We start from the raw sequence: 14269 nt of genomic DNA on the forward strand, positions 1-14269 counted from the left end.
TCGAGCGGTGGATCTCCCTGTGCAGCGCACCTGATGCTGACGGCAGGCATCGTCTATCTCGACTCTGAGCCTGCCGTCCGGTTCCCGACCACTGAGACAGGGGGCTACATACCGTCCTCTGAGAAGTTTCAGTCGGCCGTCACCGAGCTGACGTGGGTGTGATGACGGCCTGGCCGGTGATGCGGTTGAAGCCGACGGTGTTGACCAGGAAGAACCGGACCCCGCTGTTGGACTGATCCGTGATGGAGTTGACCTTAGTGTTCGTGTCCGGAGATGGACCGGAGCCACTGGTGACGTCCTCCAACACGGGACCGCCACCAGGGGCCGCCAGGGTGACCCGAGTGCCTTGGGCGATCACGCCGTTGTTCTGCGGAACGTCCCCTTGCGCGTGAAGAACGGAAAGCTTCTGCGCGGGGGCGCCGGTATCGAGGGTCGTCGGTCCGCAGCCGTGAGCTTGACCGGCCTGCCAGCACAAGTTCACGAGCCTTTCCCAGATTGGGCGCCCGTCCGCGTATGTCCCGTCCGCCTTGGTCAGCGGCAACACGACGCTGCTCGCGGTCTGCTTCGGCGCACCGAGCGTCAGTGTTCCTCCGGTGGGTGTGAGCGCCACGGTGTACCCGTCGGAATGCGGTGCTCCCAACTGGGTGAGCACTGACATCAACTCTTTCGACTCCGGCGTGGGCCCACCCAGCGCGATGCCGAGGGTGCCCTGGGCGCCGCTGTCGCCGCTCTGGGCCTGGAACGCCTTGGCATCGGCGGCATCCTGGTCGATGACGCCGACCGCGACCGGCGCAGGCGTCGTAATTCCCGTGCCGGGGAAGGTGACAGTCGCATCGGCCACCCGGTAGTTCAGGGTGTTGCCCGCATCGGAACTCCCGTAGTGCACCGAGGAGGTACGCCCGGTGTCACGGACCCCGGAACCTACGGCACTGGCCGCCAGCACCAGGCCGCTGGACCCGGTGTCCAGGTGCACCGGAACCGCCGGCCCCCCGCCGACCGACACCATCACCATCGGGCGATACGGCGAACTGCCCTGGTGGCCCATGGTGATGGGAACCGTCGCCGCGGGGCCTGGTGCCGTCGAACCCCCTGCCGCGGAGGGCGGCGATGCGCTGGCACTGCTACCCGCGACGCTGCCGTTCCCCGCGCACGCCGAGGCCGTCAGTCCCACGATCAGCGCCACCACAGACGAGCAGAGTCGTTTCCTCGAGAACATCAAGTGCTCCCCCTCTTTCGCCGCCGAAACTGCGGCGAGGATTGCAAGGAACCTTGTGGATTCTCTGTGGGTGAAGTGGATCAAGACCCGGGCAGGCAGCAGCCACCCCGTGCCCGGCTCACTGCCGACACCGGGGTTCGTGCGGCCTGCCCACACCACGGACGCTGCGGGGGCGCGCGGACGGTTGCGCAGAGTGTTGATGCAGCCGTGAAGAGTCATCAGGTGGGGTGGAGGCGGTGTAGCGTGCGCCGTGGAGCGGGTCGCCCCGAACGGAAAAGCTTTCGTCCGTGGCGACCTTCTCCAGATCCCGCAGCAGCTCCGGGTCGACGACCATCCCGGCCGCGTGGCGCTGCGCGCGGGCGACCGTGTGGAGTCGACGCCGACCAGGCTGAGATCGACCTGCCCACGGGCTGCGGCAGAGATCTGCCGGAGTGCTCGTGTCGCCGTCACAGCCGGCCGGTGGCCGCCCCCATGGTGTCGCCGGCGCCGACGGTGATGGGGGTCACCGCTTCGGTAGCGGTGTTGATCGCGAACACCGTCCCCTGGGGTGTCCCGTGGCCGTAGGAGCCGACCACGTAGGCGCTCTTTCCGTCGGGGGTGACGGCCACCTCCGAGGGAAGGAAGTACCGGCCCGGCCCGTTGGCAGGTGTGGAGTCGCCGATGGGGATGGTCTTGGTGACCGCGTCGGTGGTGGTGTTGATCACCGACACCTTGCCCTGCGTGGACTTGTTCTTGACGCGGACACCGACCACGTAGGCACGGCTGCCGTTGGGGCTGATCGTCACGCCGCCGGTGCCGGCGCCGGGGATGGTGTGGACGATCTTCCGCTTCGCGAGGCTGATCACGGAGACGGTCCCGCTGTTCCCGGTGACGTAGAGGTGCTTGCCGTCGGGGGTGATCGCCATACCGTTGGCCGGCTCGTCGAGGTGGATGGTGGCGATGACCTGGTCGTTGGTGGTGTTGATCACGGACAGGCTGCCCCCCTTGTCGCCGCTCACGTAGAGGCGCTTGCCGTTGGGACTGATCACCACCTGGTGGGGCTTGCTGACCTGGATGGTGGCGGAGACCTGCTTGGTGGCGGTGTCGATCACCGACACCTTGTCCCCGTGGAAGGGGTTCTGGACGGCCACGTAGGCGTGCTTGCCGTCGGGGGCGATCGCTTCCCCGTAGAGGATGTCGGGAGAGAGTTCGCTGTTGTCGAAGGGGATGTTCGTGGCGCTCGTCTTCGCGATGTTGACCACCGACACGTACTTGAAGGCGTTGGTCACGTAGAGGCTGGCACCGTCAGGGGTGACCGCCACCTGGTCGGCGCCACCGCCGACGGTGGTCGTCGCGATCCCCAGGACGCTGTTGGTCCTCGTGTCGATCACGTACACGTGGCCGTCGAGGCTGGTGACGTAGGCGTAGGTGAGCCGGCGCGGCTTCGGCGGCTGCCCGGCGGCCGTGGCGGTCGTGGGCGTCAGGAGCGCCAGCCCTGACACGACGGCCAGCGCGGCGACCGTTCGCCGTACAGCGGATCGCTGAAAGTGCACGTGGACCTCCGGATTGACGTGATGGTCTCTCGTACCACCCGGTGTACCGCCGCGACTGACCAGCCGTCAGCGGATCAGTACGTCAATCACCCGGAGGAGTGTCAGGACGAGCAGCACGCGAGGAGGGAAGGCACTGGTCCCTCGACCATCACCTTGATCACACTCAAGGGAATACGACACGCGAGGAATAAGCACCCTCCGCCGGTATAGCGAGCAGACAACAACGAAGAGGACCGCCACCGGATCGGTGGCGGTCCTCTTCGTTTCGGTCAGTGCTCTGACTCTGCCGGACCGGCTGGAGCGGGAAGCCTGCCGCTCGCGGTGAGCCGGTGAACGCTGAGCCTGACGGCGGCTGGGCGATGGGCGAGTTCAGCGGCCAAGGCGTCGGTGCCAAGGGCGGGCGCCTGCCGCAGCCGCTGAAGGACGAGCTGGTTGGTCCGGATGTCGGCTGCCCGTGCGAGGCGGTAGGCGCTGAGCGCGCCGCCGCCGGTGGCGAACAGGCCGAGCGCGGCAACCGTGTAGGCGTCGTGGGTCGCGGCGAGGATCGCGATGGCGGCGCCGAGGGCCGCGAGGCAGCAGCACGCTGCGAGCCCGGTGGGCCGGCGGCCGAGGCGGTCGGTCATGGGCAGGGATCGTCCTTCTCTACGGTCTGGCCTTGCTCGACGGTCAGCTCGGTGCGGGGTTCTCGGGGCCGGGCGTGCTGTGGAGGTCGCTGCGGAAGCCCCGGCCGACGGGCTTCCAGTTCTGGAAGGTGGAGGGTCTCCAGCGGGGCCGGTCCGGGATGCTGTCGTCGTCGGGGGCGGGCAGAGCGCTCCGGCTCTTGCGGCTACGGGCCGCCCCGACGCTGATGCCCAGGTGGGCGGCGACCTCGGGATATCCCCAGAGCTGCTGGTCGTCGGCCATCGTGTCCTCCTCCGTTGTTCGGTGACGAGCGTACGCGCTGCCCGAGGGGGTGGACGTACGGCAAGGCCGCCCCTGCCGGTTCGGCGCGGGGCGGCCTTCTGCTGGTGATGGTCAGGACGTGGCGAGCCGGTTGGCGAGGTTGAGCGCGGCGGTGGCGACGGCGAGGGCGGAGCACAGGCCGGTGGCCTCGCGGACCGTTGGGTGGACGAGGCGGGGCCAGTCGTCAGAGGCGGCGAGCCAGGAGGCGAGGTGCACCTCGGTGGTGGCCAGGCCGAGACGGGCGGTGACGTCCCAGCCCGCGCAGGCGGCCGGTTCCCACCGCAGGCTGACGCGGCCGAGAGGAAGCTGCGGGGCGTCAGCGGGCAGCCACAGGACGCTGATGGGGGCTCCGGGCGAGGCGGGGGCAGTGCGGACGAGGGCGCCGCGGACTCCGTGCGGCATCGGCCGTATGGCGAGGTGGTCGAGTGGGTGGGGCGTTCTGAGGTCGGTGTGAGAGGTGATGTGCTTCTCCTTCTTCGGGACCGGGACGATGGCGGTCAGGACCAGGCAAGTTCCTCGCGGACGGAGGTCGGCAGGTAGCCCTCCTGACCGTCCTCGGCGATGAACGCCATGCCGTCGCGCACGATGACGTCCGTGCCGATGTAGTGGGCGAATGGCCAGTCGGGGTTCACGGCCAACCGCAGGCGCAGGTTCGGGTCGACGTTCTGGAGCTGGGCGAGCAGGTGGCCGACGGTGAAGTACTCGGGCATGGCGGTTCTCCAGGGGGTTTGAACGGGACGGGGGACGGGGGTGGTTGTGGTTACGGGAGGTCGAGGCGGAGCAGGTCGCGAAGGACCTTCGGCGCCTTGGCGGGCGTGGGGTGGGTGGCGAGGTGGCGTTTGCGGCATTCGTCGACGTAGCCCTTGCCGGAGTTCTTGAACTCCCAGGTGCCGCAGGTGCAGATGGCCTGGGAGTAGGAGCGGCCGGGGCAGTTGGGGTGTAGCGGCTTGCCGGTGCTGGTGTGCCTGTGGTCCGGCGGGCAGGCTGATTCGTCGGCGTGGTGGTTGGTCAGCGGGGCGCGGTGGGCGGCCATTCAGGTCCTCGTGGTCGGTGGGGCGATTCGCTCGGCGGGGGGAGCCGGTGGCCGGGCGGGCAGGCGGTGGCGGGGCTGGATGAGGATGAGGTCGTCGGCGGGCCAGGGGTCGCAGGTGTCCCAGGGCTGGCCGGTGGTGAGGACGACGGTGCCGTCCGGGCCGTCGACCTCGGGGAGGCCGCAGACACCGCAGCCGCAGGTCGGGTCGTAGCTCTCTGGGTGGGCCCGGTAGGGGCCGGGGGCGAGGTATCCGGTCCGGGGAAACCGTCCGGACCCTGTGGGTTCGAAGCCGGAGACGATCAGGTCCCCGGCGCGGACCTGGTCGGCGCGCACGATCCGCAGGCGAGGGCTGACGAGGATGCAGCAGCTCGCGTGGTGCTCGGTGGTGGCGGTGACCACCACCGCGTGGAACTCGGCGCGATGGGCGCTCGTGGCGGTCTCCCTGCTGCTCGGCGGACACCTCCCTGGGCGTCGGGCCCGGGGAGAGCACGCGGATATCGGTGGTTCAGTCGGCCAGCCGGTAGGAGCGCATCGGCAGCGACTCGCCCTCGGTCTCGCGGACAACGAGGCCGTCGGCGGCGAGCCGGGCGAGCGACTTGGCGACAGTGGCGTCACGCAGGCCCAGCGCGTTGCCGATCTGCCGGACACGGGAGCCCTCGGGTGTCTTGACGAGGTGGGCGACGACATTCCGGTCGCGGCGCAGGTTCAGCTGGTCGGCGTTGTTGAGGGCGATCGCCAGGCCGCAGAGGGTCAGGCTGAGGCTGGGCATGAAGGCGGCGGAGTTCGGCTGGACGGAGCAGGCTTGGAGCAGGCCGGACCCGGCGATGACCGGACCAGTGATGCGAGCGAGGACAATGGCGAGCTTCAGGGGAGGACCTTTCGGTGGGTGAGCTGGGTCAGCGAGAGGGAGTGGCGACTAGGGCGGCGAGGAATCCGGCGACGGCCTCGGCCGGGGTGTGGATACCGAACTCCTGCGTCCACGGCTGGGCGTTGGCGGGCTGGACCCGCACGCGCCAGACGATCTCGCGCTGCCAGGCGCCCGGGTCCTCGGGGAGCCAGCCGACGTAGAGGCGGCCGTCGGGGCTCGTGCAGTGGATGTTGGCCTCCGGGGTGTCGACGATCGGCCAGCCGAGCGCGCCGAGGAGTTCGAGCACCGGCTCCGCGCAGTGGTCGGAGGCGAGCCAGGAGCGCTCCTCGATCGCGGGGCGGAGAGGGGCGGGAAGGAGGTTGCTGGGCGTGTTCATGGGGGACGGTCCCTTCGTTGACCTGCGGGTTTTCCCGACACCCGTACTTTGACATGCGGCATGCCGAGGTACGTAGTGGTTTCGGGAGGGTGCCCGTCTGCCGTGGGCGAACTGGACCGGGACGGCAGGGCATCGGAGGTGCGGAATGGATCGACGAGCCGGATTGCTACACCAGGGCTGCGGCATCGGGCCGTACGGCGCCGAAGGGGGACGAACATGGGGCAGCCGGGCAGAGGCCGGGACGGCGCGGCGCTGGAGCGCAAGATCCGCGCGGCGGGGCGGCCGTGGACGATCGGCGATGTCGTGATGGTCGCCGACGGGCAGTGGGCGGTGCCGACGAAGACCGCTACCGAGTACGCGCAGGACCGCCTGGCCGAGATGCGCACAGCGGACAGCCGGCGGGTGGAGATGACGCTGGAGGAGCTGGCCCGCGCGGTGGGTGCCACGGATCCCGGCACCCACCGTGACGCGGACGGTAACTGACCAGGCGTTACCGCCGAGGCCCCGAGCCCAGCCCCGGCGGGCTGGTGGGCGCTGGCGGGGCGGGCTGGGTGGCCGGCATCCCGAGGGGGCGTGGTGCCTGCGTGGAGCGGGCGGTGGCGGCCTGGACGCGCCCGGCGCTCGGGTCGGCGCCCGCCTTGAGCGCGGCTTCACGGGCGTCGACGCCGTAGCGGATCGACTGGAGCGCGGAGTTGCATTCGGCGTGGGCCACCCGAAGGTCGGCCGCCGCCTCGGTGATCCGGTTGAGGTTGTAGAACTCCAGCACCCGGCCGGGCCGGGTCAGCGCGTGCAGACGGTCCTGGAAGGTGAGGACGTCGCGGTCCGTGCGCGAGAGAGCGTCGTGGGTGCGCATCACCGACGTCAGGAGCGGATCGTCGCCGGGCTTGCGGACGGCCTGCCGGTGGAGGACCTCGACGGGCTGCCCCCAGGCCCGTTCGATCATCGCGGTGGCATGGTCGAGGGCGGTGGTGTCGGGCATCGGATGGCCTTTCAGCTTTTGGGCTGGCGGATTCAGCGGCTGTGCAGGGCAGTTGGGGAAGCGCCGACAGGGGTCGGCCTGTCTGCGGGGCCGGTGTAGGCGGCGGTCTGTGCCGGTGGCCGGACGGTGGACCGGGCGTAGAAGGCCGCGATGCGCGGGTGGGGTGCCGGTGCGGGGGCAACGGCGTAGTAGTCGGCGGCCGTGAGGACCAGGTTCGCCTGGCGCCGCAGCGGCAGAGCGTCGATCTCGGCGAGGTAGGCCGGCAGCGCCGGAGCGAACAGGCCGCCGGGAGGCAGGCCGGCGGCCTCGGCCACCAGGCGGGCGGCCTCGGCCTCGATGATCGGTGCGAAGGACTCGTCGAGGTCGCTGAAGGAACAGACGGCCTCGCCGCCGCCGACGAGGGCCTCGGAGAACACCAACTCGTCATCGAAGCGGTGGACCAGGAGATCCAGCAGGGTCAGCGTCGCATCGTGGAGCTGGGTGGTGAGCGCCGCGTCCGAAGCCCAGACGGCGGGCGGGACTGCGGCATCGGCCTCGTGGGCAACGGCGGTTTCCGGAGCGTCGGACATGGTGTCACTTCCGTTCGGTTGGTCGGTCAACGGGTGCTCCCGGCAAGGCCGGGCTGCGGAGCCGCTGGCCTGGCGGCCGTGGTGCAGGTGAGGCGGGCGGCTGGCGGGCGGAGGCTCGTGGTGGAGCGGGCGGTGGCGGCCTGGATGCGTGCGACCTCCAGCGGGCTCGGCGCGATTGGGGTCGCGGTGGCCTGGGCGGGCAGGTGGTCGAGGTCGATGTGCCGCAGGAGACGGTGGACCGGTGCCGGGTCGGTCACTGCGGCGGTGAGGCTCTGGAAGAGGTGCTCGGGGAGGCGGGAGGAGGCGGTGGCGTACCAGACGCCGCCGGGCGGACCGACCTCGAAGAGCCAGCGTTCGGTGCCGCCGGTCATCTCGTCCGCGTGCCGCAGGCGGTTCTCGCGGAAGTGGAGCCGGATCTGCTCGTCCGGGGACCGGTAGGTGAGGAAGGGGGTGGTCGGGCCCAGACTCCAACCGTCGGAGAGGAGTTGGAGGCACGTGTCGACCCCGACCGCCCGGTCGTCTTGGTTCAGGTAGGCGTTGGAGCCGAGGGTATAGGCGTCGGCGAGCGCGGTGGTGAAGTCCTCGACGGCCTCGGGCGGAGTGTTGTGATCGAAGGTGACCAGCCACTGCGGCGGGGCGAAGGCGTCCGGGCCGGCACTGATCTTCCACAGCGTTGGGCCGTCGCCCTCGGGGAGGTGGGCCAGGCGGGCGCGTAGGTCCGGTGAGGTGACGAAGGTGTTCCCCGGTTCGTCCCGGCTCTGGGCCCAGCCGGCATCGAGCAGGGGCTGGATGGCGGCGGAGCCGTCGGCATCCGCGTTGGCGAGGTATCGGGGAGCGACCCGGTACTCGCGGGGCTTGTCGGGCGTGTAGGGCATAGCAGGGTCCTCGCCGCGGGTCAGCGGGCTCGGCCGGTGAGCGCGGGCGTCGGAAGCACCGCAGACCGGGTGGCGGTGGTGTAAGCGAGCGCGGAGGCGCTCGCCCTCGGCGTGGGTGTCGAGCGGGCGGTCGCCGCCCGGATCCGCGCGACCTCCAGCGGGCTCGGTGCGGTCGGCGTCGCGGTGGCCTGGGACGGAAGGTGCGCCAGTTCGGAGGGCCGTAGGTACCGCTGGACGGGCGCCGGGCTGGCGATGGCGGTGGTGAGTGTGTCCAGGAGGTGGTCGGGGAGGTTCGAGGTGGCGGTGGCGTACCAGCGGTGGCCGGGCGGGCCGACCTCGACCGTCCAGCGCTCGGCGTCGCCGGCCATCTCGGTCTCGGGCCGCAGGTAGCCGAGCCGCTTGTGCAGTGCCAGGAGCCCGTCGGGCGACCGGAAGACGGCTGTCGCCCCTTCGCCCTCCAGACGCCAGCCGCGTTTGTCGAGGAGGTGGTCCGTCATGTCCCAGCCGCCCGTGTCGCCGTGCAGTACGGAGCTGGGCGCCGCAGAGTGGGTGGCGGCGAGGGCGGCGGTGAACTCGCCGACGATCTCGGGTGGGGCGGACAGGTCGAGGGTCACCTGCCACTCGGGCGGGGCGAACGCATCGGCGTGAGCGGTGATCATCCACAGGTCGCCGCGTTCGCCCTCGGGCAGGAAGCCGAGGCGGACCGTGTGGTCGGGCGAGGTGACGAGGACGTTGCCCAGGTCATCGCGGCTCAGGGCCCAGCCCGCGTCGAGCAAGGGGAGCAGACCGGGGTCGCCGGTGTGGGTGGAGCCGGCGAGGAAGCGCGGCTCGATCCTGTACTCGCGGGGTCGGGCGGCCCGGGGAGGTGAAGACGCAGGGGAGTTGGTCATGGAGTACCTCTCGGGAAGGGTCAGCGGCGCCGCGCGCCCACAGCCGAGGCTGCTGCGGGCGGCGGAGCGGCAGGCGTGGCCGGGCGCTGGGCGGCCGGGCGTCGGGGCTGGGCGGGGGCAGTGGCGGGTCGCGCGGTGACGTGGGGCAAGCAGCGCGGGGGGATCTCACCCAGACGCCGCCTCACGGGCTCGGCACTGCTGAGCGCGAGCGCGGCGCGGGTGAGCGGGTAGAAGGGGACGCCGATGGTGAACTCCGCCTTCCATCGCTCCCGTTGGGCGCCGCCGACCATGGCCCAGGAGCCCGGGACCTCGCCCTCCAGCTCGGCCTCGTGCGGGTGCCACCCCAGCCGGTGGCGGTAGGCGGCATGCCCGTCGGGTGAGACCTGGTCGTGGTACCCCTTGGCCGGGGTCGGCTGCCAGCCGCGGTCGGCCAGGACGGCGGCCGGGCTGCCGGGTGGGTGGCGGACGCCGCCGTTCATGTAGTAGCGGGGGTTGGTGCGCAGGCCGTCGACCAGGGCGGTGGTGAAGGCGGCGGTGATCTCGGCCGGTGTGCCGTGGCCGAAGGCGGCTCCCCAGACAGCCTCCGAGGACGGTGTGCGGTAGCCGCGTACGGCCCAGCCCCCGTGCTCGCTGTCGGGCAGGTGGGCGATGTGGACGCGCTGGCAGGTGCTGACGTAGTGGACACCTGTGGTTGTCGTGACCTTGTCCCAGTCCGCGGAGGCGTCCAGCGGAGCGGTGATCAGGCGCGAGTCGCCGGGACCGGCGAGGTGGACCGGGCTGACGAGCAGGGCGGTCTCGGGCGGGAGGGAGGTGAGGGTGGGCACGGGCGCTCCTGGTGGTGATCGGGGAGCGGGCTCGCGCGCTGTCCAAGGCGGGGGACCTGGCGGCGCGCGAGCCCGGGAGGGCTGCGGCCGGGTCTGGGCCGGAGGGTCACGGTGGTCACCGGCCGCGAGCCGGACCGGGGGCCGTGGCGGTGGCGGGTACGCGCGGCTGCGGCTGCGAGGAGTGGCTGAACAGGGCAGCCGGCACCGTCGTGCGCCGAAGTGCCGCCGCGGTTCGGATGCCGTCCGCGCCGTTCACCGCGCTGCCGAGGGTGCGAACGGCTGTCGGTGCTGGCGTCGTTGGCGCGGGTGCGTTGCGGTCCTCCCAGCGCTGCACGGTCGCGTAGACGGGCCCGAGCGCTCGCCCGGCGTCGGTGAGCGTGTACGGGTCGCCGTGTCGGTTGCCGGTGCGGGTGACCAGGCCGTCCGCCTGGAGCCGGGCGAGGCGCTGCGTCATCAGCTGCTCGTACACGCCGGCGGCTTCGGCGACGTGCGTGAAGCGCATGCTGCCGTTCTCGGTCAGCAGCTGAACGACCTTGGTGGTGTTGACCGGCTGCAGGCGCTGAAGGGCGTCCTCGATCCGGTCGGCCCGCCCCCGGGTGCCCCGGTCGACGTGGTCCGACGACCACTGCGCCACGGCGCGGTACACCGGGCCGAGGGTGAGGGCCCGGCTGGTGAGGCGATACGGGGCGGTCCGGTCGAACTCGGCGTCGCGGACCACCAGGCCGGCCTCGGTCATGGTGCCCAGCCGCTTGCCGATGTTCTGCTGGCTGATCGACGGGAAGTAGTGGCTGAGGTCGCGTATGCGCATCTCCGGCCCGTACTTGGCGATGGTGTGGACGAAGGCGGTGGTCCACTTCGGGGCGAGCTGCTGGAGTGCGTTCTCGACACGTTGCGGATCGGCGCTGGTGGTCGTCGCAGCGGCGGAGGTGATCGGCTGGGAGGGCATGGTCGTGCTCCGGTTAACGGGTGCGGGAGTGGACGGAGGGCCGAGTCGCTGGGCCAGGGGCCAGCGGGGCCAGGGGAGTTGGGTCGGCGGCAGGGCTGCTGCGGTGGAGCGCTGCGGACACCCGGGAGGAGGCTTTCTGTGCGGCCCGCAGAGCCACCTCCCCGTCCGGCGTGATGGACAGCTCCTGGCCGACGAAGAGGGAGGTACGCACGTCCTGGTGGACCCAGCCCCTACGGTCCATCGCCTGCACGGTGGAGTAGGTGATGTGCGCCCGCGAGGCGGCGTCGACGACGATGCCCATGGCCACGCTGGTTTGCTGCAGCCGGACCTTGCCCCGGGCGATCTCTTCCAGCGCCCGCTGCTGAGCCGGGGAGGGGAGGTCAGCGGCGCGCTGCGGACTTGGCGGCAGCCCGAGGTCTGCCGAACGCGTGGCTGGCCCGGCGACGGGGGTGGCCGCGACGAGGTTCTGCACCGCGCCGACCGCCTGGACGGTGGCCCGGCCACGGTCCGTCAGTGAGATCGGCTGGCCCTCATAGGTGGAGAAGGCCGTGTCGGTGGTGACGAGCTGCTCCTCCTGGAGCCACTCGACGGTCTCGTGCCGCAGGTAGTGGCGGATGTCGGAGTCGTTGCGCAGAGAGAGGTTTCCGGCGCCGGGGTGCTCGTGGAAGCGGAAGCCGCCACGCTCGATCGTCAGCAGCGCTTCGTGCTTCTGGTTCGGAGCCGTCCCCCAGGTGTCACCGCGCTGTTCGGGGTCGTCGTGCGCCGCGGACAGCATCCACTCCCCTGCGTGGCGGTGAACGGTCCGCAGAGCCTCCTGGTAGGTGTCGAGCTGTCGACCCAGGTGGGCGTACGCGTTGTGGCACTGGAGGGCGAGGAGGTCGACGCGAATGGAGGAGTCCCGCAGACGGTCGTAGGTCGGTGCGGGTTGGGCGCCGTCGTGCCGGGTGAGGTCTTCCAGGGTGCCCAGGGTCGAGCGGACGCGGTCGAAGAGCTTGGCGTTCAGCTCGTCCGCTTTGCCCGCAAGGTCGTTGACGGCTTCGGCGACCGGCCGCAGGCGGCTGCCGTGCGGGTGCAGGACCGGAAGGGCGCCGGCATCGGTGACACCCAGACGCCTGGCGACCAGATACGCCCCGGGGCGCTCAGTGGGGTTGTGCGGGTTCACTCCGTCGCCTCCATCCGGGCCAGCAGGGAGCGGACCAGGGTGGGGAGGCTGCCGGGGCCCTCGCCGATCCGAACGTCGCTGGTGGCCTCGGCGAGGACGTACTGGGCGTCCTCGATCAGGCCGCTGCTGATCTCCATGCAGGCGTCGGTGATGACGGCGGCGGCCCGCAGTGCCTGGGCGAGCATCTCGACGTAGACGCCGGGTGTCATCCCGGCCGCGTCGGCGGCGCTGCGGATGGCAGCCAGCTCCAGCGCGTTGAACGAGTAGTCGAAGCCCTCGTCGTCCTGCGGGTTGAGCGCGGGTTCGGCGGTCGCGGGCGTCAGGACGGGGATGCCTGCGCGGGTGCAGATCGCGTCCACCGCCGTGGTCAGTTCGGCGAGGGACTCGGTGAGCCAGCCCAGCGCGGAGGCGTAGGAAGCGAGAGCGAACAGGCCCAGTGGCGTGGCCGGCAGCGGCTCGTCGAAGAGGTCCTCCAGGCGGAGGTTCAGCTCGCTCACCACCTGGGGCCCGGCAGCCAGCGGGCCGAGGACCGGGTGAAGGTAGGAGCGGCCTGCTGGGGTGGGGTACTCGGCGGTGAGGATCCCGGAGACGGCCTGGGCTGCCTCGGTGAGCCACCCCGCGAGGTCGGAGCGACTGGGGGTGTTGGTGGTCATCATCGGGCCTTTCGGGTAGCGGTGGCGGTGGGGGCGAAGCCGGGCGAGGCGGTGGTGTAAGCGCTGGTTGAGGCGCCGCGGTTCTGCGCGGGCCGTACGGAGCGGGCTCGGGCCGCCAGGACGCGGGCCTCCTGGGCCGGGTCCGAGTCGGCAGGCAGGCTGGTACCGGTCCGGCCCAGCCGGTTCTGGGCCGAGCGGTAGACCGCGTAGTCGAGCCGAGAGCCGGCAGCGACGAGGTAGACCTCGCGGGAGTGCTGGGAGGTGGGCGGGGCATCGCGGAACTGCACCACCAGGCGGTGGGAGGCGAACTGGTCGCCGACGCCGAGATAGACCTTGTGGTAGCCCTCCAGCCGGCCTTCGAGACGGGTGGCGACGCGCTCGCCGTGGACGAGATCCTGCAGATGCAGCAGGGCCTGGTCCCGGATGCCATCGGGGAGTTGGCGCAGATCGGCGATGGCGTCGGGGTGCGCGGCGAACGCGAAGCGGGCGCGGGTCACAGTGACCTCCCGGTGGACTGCTGAGGGGCGATGGGCTTGGCGGTGCTGGAAACTGCCGGCCTTGCCGCCCGGGGAGTGGCAGCCGTGGCGGTGGTGTCGAAGGCGACGATGAAGCTGCGCTCGCCGCCGACGTCGTGCTGGGAGATCGCCTCGAAGCCGCCTTCCCCCAGGCGGTCGTGGAGTTCGGCGGTGTGCGCGTCGGCGGGGTCGAGACCGTCCAGACGGAAGTCGGGGGTCATGCGGCAAGACCCAGCTGGCCGGGCGACGCGAGGACACGGTGGTTGGGACGGGACGGGCTGGTGGTGCACGCGGCGAACGGGCCGTCAGCGCTCCTGAGTTGGAGCAGGGCGTGGTCGAGGTGGTCGCGGTGCCACGTCGAGGGGCCGCTGAGTCCGGCCTCGGCATCGGTCAGCTGCTGCCAGGCGAGCCACAGGGCGTGGAGGCGGGCGACGGCCTCTGGGTGCTCGTACCAGAGCGAGCACCAGGGGCGGCCGGAGCTGATCTCCCGGCCGTAGGCCGGCAGGAGGATGTGGGTCACCCAGTTGCCGAGGCCGACCAGTTCGGCGGCGTACTCGGCGCCGCCCAGGGCGAGGATGAACACCGAGGCCGGACTCTCGGCCTCGGGCGCGGTGGGCTCCGTACCCGGCTCTCCAGCCTCGGGCGCGGTGGGGGGCTCGGGGTCGGAGCCGAGGCGGTCGAGGATGACGCCGTGCTGGCGGACCTCGGCGATGGTGCGGGCCAGGGCGCTGGCGAGGTCGTCGAGGTCCTCGTCGGGGATGCGGATCGGTTCGGGCTCGGTGCCCGTGGTCGGGTCGGGCTCGGGGGCGCCCGTGGTCGGGTCTGACATGGCACATCCAGGGGGTTGGGGCGGGTGGGGCGGACCGGGTCGGGCGGTCTTCTTCGGCGG

22 protein-coding genes are annotated in these 14269 nt (G+C 71.5%); 1 reads left to right on the forward strand and 21 read right to left on the reverse strand.

What is annotated here, in order from left to right; translation table 11 throughout:
• Nucleotides 1-139 precede the first annotated feature (139 nt).
• The 10 genes from OG455_RS37985 to OG455_RS38030 form a co-directional block, all read right to left on the reverse strand.
• Nucleotides 140-1183: a hypothetical protein gene (locus tag OG455_RS37985; RefSeq protein ID WP_266301316.1), complete on the reverse strand. Its 1044-nt coding sequence runs from the start codon at nt 1181-1183 to the stop codon at nt 140-142.
• Between the two features lie 479 nt (nt 1184-1662).
• Entirely contained in the window at nt 1663-2748 is a 1086-nt protein-coding gene (locus tag OG455_RS37990) for a YncE family protein (protein WP_266301317.1), read from the reverse strand.
• A gap of 269 nt (nt 2749-3017) precedes the next feature.
• Nucleotides 3018-3371, reverse strand: coding sequence for a hypothetical protein (locus OG455_RS37995; RefSeq protein WP_266301318.1), 354 nt, complete (start codon nt 3369-3371; stop codon nt 3018-3020).
• 43 nt (nt 3372-3414) lie between these two features.
• Nucleotides 3415-3651, reverse strand: coding sequence for a MarR family transcriptional regulator (locus OG455_RS38000; RefSeq protein WP_266301319.1), 237 nt, complete (start codon nt 3649-3651; stop codon nt 3415-3417).
• Between the two features lie 111 nt (nt 3652-3762).
• A complete protein-coding gene (locus tag OG455_RS38005) occupies nt 3763-4092 on the reverse strand; it encodes an esterase (protein WP_266301320.1) in 330 nt (109 codons plus the stop codon).
• 95 nt (nt 4093-4187) lie between these two features.
• Nucleotides 4188-4400: a hypothetical protein gene (locus OG455_RS38010; protein ID WP_266301321.1), complete on the reverse strand. Its 213-nt coding sequence runs from the start codon at nt 4398-4400 to the stop codon at nt 4188-4190.
• Nucleotides 4401-4450: 50 nt separating this feature from the next.
• Complete coding sequence (locus OG455_RS38015) at nt 4451-4723, reverse strand: hypothetical protein (RefSeq protein ID WP_266301322.1); 273 nt, start codon at nt 4721-4723, stop codon at nt 4451-4453.
• Nucleotides 4724-5122 carry a hypothetical protein gene (locus tag OG455_RS38020; RefSeq protein ID WP_266301323.1) on the reverse strand — a complete coding sequence of 133 codons (399 nt, stop codon included), beginning with the start codon at nt 5120-5122 and terminating at the stop codon, nt 4724-4726.
• A gap of 106 nt (nt 5123-5228) precedes the next feature.
• Nucleotides 5229-5492, reverse strand: coding sequence for a MarR family transcriptional regulator (locus OG455_RS38025; RefSeq protein WP_266301324.1), 264 nt, complete (start codon nt 5490-5492; stop codon nt 5229-5231).
• 127 nt (nt 5493-5619) lie between these two features.
• Nucleotides 5620-5967 (reverse strand): DUF317 domain-containing protein, encoded by a 348-nt coding sequence (locus OG455_RS38030; protein WP_266301325.1) that lies wholly within the window; start codon nt 5965-5967, stop codon nt 5620-5622.
• A gap of 216 nt (nt 5968-6183) precedes the next feature.
• On the opposite strand from OG455_RS38030, the gene OG455_RS38035 reads away from it, so the two are divergent.
• Complete coding sequence (locus tag OG455_RS38035; RefSeq protein WP_266301326.1) at nt 6184-6450, forward strand: hypothetical protein; 267 nt, start codon at nt 6184-6186, stop codon at nt 6448-6450.
• A 7-nt stretch (nt 6451-6457) separates the two neighbouring features.
• Here OG455_RS38035 and OG455_RS38040 read toward each other — a convergent pair whose 3' ends face one another.
• The 11 genes from OG455_RS38040 to OG455_RS38090 all read right to left on the reverse strand — a co-directional run bounded on the left by OG455_RS38040 (nt 6458) and on the right by OG455_RS38090 (nt 14209).
• The gene (locus OG455_RS38040) at nt 6458-6946 is read right to left on the reverse strand and encodes a hypothetical protein (protein ID WP_266301327.1); all 489 of its coding nucleotides are present in this window, start codon (nt 6944-6946) and stop codon (nt 6458-6460) included.
• 32 nt (nt 6947-6978) lie between these two features.
• Nucleotides 6979-7515, reverse strand: coding sequence for a hypothetical protein (locus tag OG455_RS38045; RefSeq protein WP_266301328.1), 537 nt, complete (start codon nt 7513-7515; stop codon nt 6979-6981).
• Nucleotides 7516-7541: 26 nt separating this feature from the next.
• On the reverse strand, nt 7542-8390 hold the full coding sequence (locus tag OG455_RS38050; RefSeq protein WP_266301329.1) for a DUF317 domain-containing protein: 849 nt from the start codon (nt 8388-8390) through the stop codon (nt 7542-7544).
• A 20-nt stretch (nt 8391-8410) separates the two neighbouring features.
• Nucleotides 8411-9280 carry a DUF317 domain-containing protein gene (locus OG455_RS38055; protein ID WP_266301330.1) on the reverse strand — a complete coding sequence of 290 codons (870 nt, stop codon included), beginning with the start codon at nt 9278-9280 and terminating at the stop codon, nt 8411-8413.
• Nucleotides 9281-9300: 20 nt separating this feature from the next.
• Nucleotides 9301-10104 carry a DUF317 domain-containing protein gene (locus OG455_RS38060; RefSeq protein WP_266301331.1) on the reverse strand — a complete coding sequence of 268 codons (804 nt, stop codon included), beginning with the start codon at nt 10102-10104 and terminating at the stop codon, nt 9301-9303.
• Nucleotides 10105-10219: 115 nt separating this feature from the next.
• Nucleotides 10220-11050: a winged helix-turn-helix transcriptional regulator gene (locus OG455_RS38065; protein WP_266301332.1), complete on the reverse strand. Its 831-nt coding sequence runs from the start codon at nt 11048-11050 to the stop codon at nt 10220-10222.
• Nucleotides 11051-11063: 13 nt separating this feature from the next.
• Nucleotides 11064-12212, reverse strand: a complete 1149-nt coding sequence (locus OG455_RS38070) for a hypothetical protein (RefSeq protein ID WP_266301333.1) — start codon at nt 12210-12212, stop codon at nt 11064-11066.
• Nucleotides 12209-12865 (reverse strand): hypothetical protein, encoded by a 657-nt coding sequence (locus OG455_RS38075; RefSeq protein WP_266301334.1) that lies wholly within the window; start codon nt 12863-12865, stop codon nt 12209-12211. Before OG455_RS38075 ends, OG455_RS38070 begins: the two co-directional genes overlap by 4 nt.
• Nucleotides 12865-13362 carry a hypothetical protein gene (locus OG455_RS38080; protein WP_266301335.1) on the reverse strand — a complete coding sequence of 166 codons (498 nt, stop codon included), beginning with the start codon at nt 13360-13362 and terminating at the stop codon, nt 12865-12867. The genes OG455_RS38075 and OG455_RS38080 overlap by 1 nt, the downstream gene beginning before the upstream one ends.
• Complete coding sequence (locus OG455_RS38085) at nt 13359-13601, reverse strand: hypothetical protein (RefSeq protein WP_266301336.1); 243 nt, start codon at nt 13599-13601, stop codon at nt 13359-13361. Before OG455_RS38085 ends, OG455_RS38080 begins: the two co-directional genes overlap by 4 nt.
• Complete coding sequence (locus OG455_RS38090; protein WP_266301337.1) at nt 13598-14209, reverse strand: DUF4913 domain-containing protein; 612 nt, start codon at nt 14207-14209, stop codon at nt 13598-13600. Before OG455_RS38090 ends, OG455_RS38085 begins: the two co-directional genes overlap by 4 nt.
• Nucleotides 14210-14269: the final 60 nt, after the last annotated feature.

Origin of the sequence: Kitasatospora sp. NBC_01287 (assembly GCF_026340565.1) — a bacterium.
GTDB lineage: Bacteria > Actinomycetota > Actinomycetes > Streptomycetales > Streptomycetaceae > Kitasatospora.

Bases quoted from the DNA above. Each gene is read 5' to 3' on its own strand.
- OG455_RS38010 (WP_266301321.1), bottom strand. From the start codon at position 4,400: ATGCCCGAGTACTTCACCGTCGGCCACCTGCTCGCCCAGCTCCAGAAC.
- OG455_RS38050 (WP_266301329.1), bottom strand. From the start codon at position 8,390: ATGCCCTACACGCCCGACAAGCCCCGCGAGTACCGGGTCGCTCCCCGA.
- OG455_RS38085 (WP_266301336.1), bottom strand. From the start codon at position 13,601: ATGACCCCCGACTTCCGTCTGGACGGTCTCGACCCCGCCGACGCGCAC.
- OG455_RS38025 (WP_266301324.1), bottom strand. From the start codon at position 5,492: ATGCCCAGCCTCAGCCTGACCCTCTGCGGCCTGGCGATCGCCCTCAAC.
- OG455_RS38005 (WP_266301320.1), bottom strand. From the start codon at position 4,092: ATGCCGCACGGAGTCCGCGGCGCCCTCGTCCGCACTGCCCCCGCCTCG.
- OG455_RS38015 (WP_266301322.1), bottom strand. From the start codon at position 4,723: ATGGCCGCCCACCGCGCCCCGCTGACCAACCACCACGCCGACGAATCA.
- OG455_RS38030 (WP_266301325.1), bottom strand. From the start codon at position 5,967: ATGAACACGCCCAGCAACCTCCTTCCCGCCCCTCTCCGCCCCGCGATC.
- OG455_RS37995 (WP_266301318.1), bottom strand. From the start codon at position 3,371: ATGACCGACCGCCTCGGCCGCCGGCCCACCGGGCTCGCAGCGTGCTGC.
- OG455_RS38040 (WP_266301327.1), bottom strand. From the start codon at position 6,946: ATGCCCGACACCACCGCCCTCGACCATGCCACCGCGATGATCGAACGG.
- OG455_RS38065 (WP_266301332.1), bottom strand. From the start codon at position 11,050: ATGCCCTCCCAGCCGATCACCTCCGCCGCTGCGACGACCACCAGCGCC.
- OG455_RS38035 (WP_266301326.1), top strand. From the start codon at position 6,184: ATGGGGCAGCCGGGCAGAGGCCGGGACGGCGCGGCGCTGGAGCGCAAG.
- OG455_RS38055 (WP_266301330.1), bottom strand. From the start codon at position 9,280: ATGACCAACTCCCCTGCGTCTTCACCTCCCCGGGCCGCCCGACCCCGC.
- OG455_RS38090 (WP_266301337.1), bottom strand. From the start codon at position 14,209: ATGTCAGACCCGACCACGGGCGCCCCCGAGCCCGACCCGACCACGGGC.
- OG455_RS38000 (WP_266301319.1), bottom strand. From the start codon at position 3,651: ATGGCCGACGACCAGCAGCTCTGGGGATATCCCGAGGTCGCCGCCCAC.
- OG455_RS38075 (WP_266301334.1), bottom strand. From the start codon at position 12,865: ATGACCACCAACACCCCCAGTCGCTCCGACCTCGCGGGGTGGCTCACC.
- OG455_RS38045 (WP_266301328.1), bottom strand. From the start codon at position 7,515: ATGTCCGACGCTCCGGAAACCGCCGTTGCCCACGAGGCCGATGCCGCA.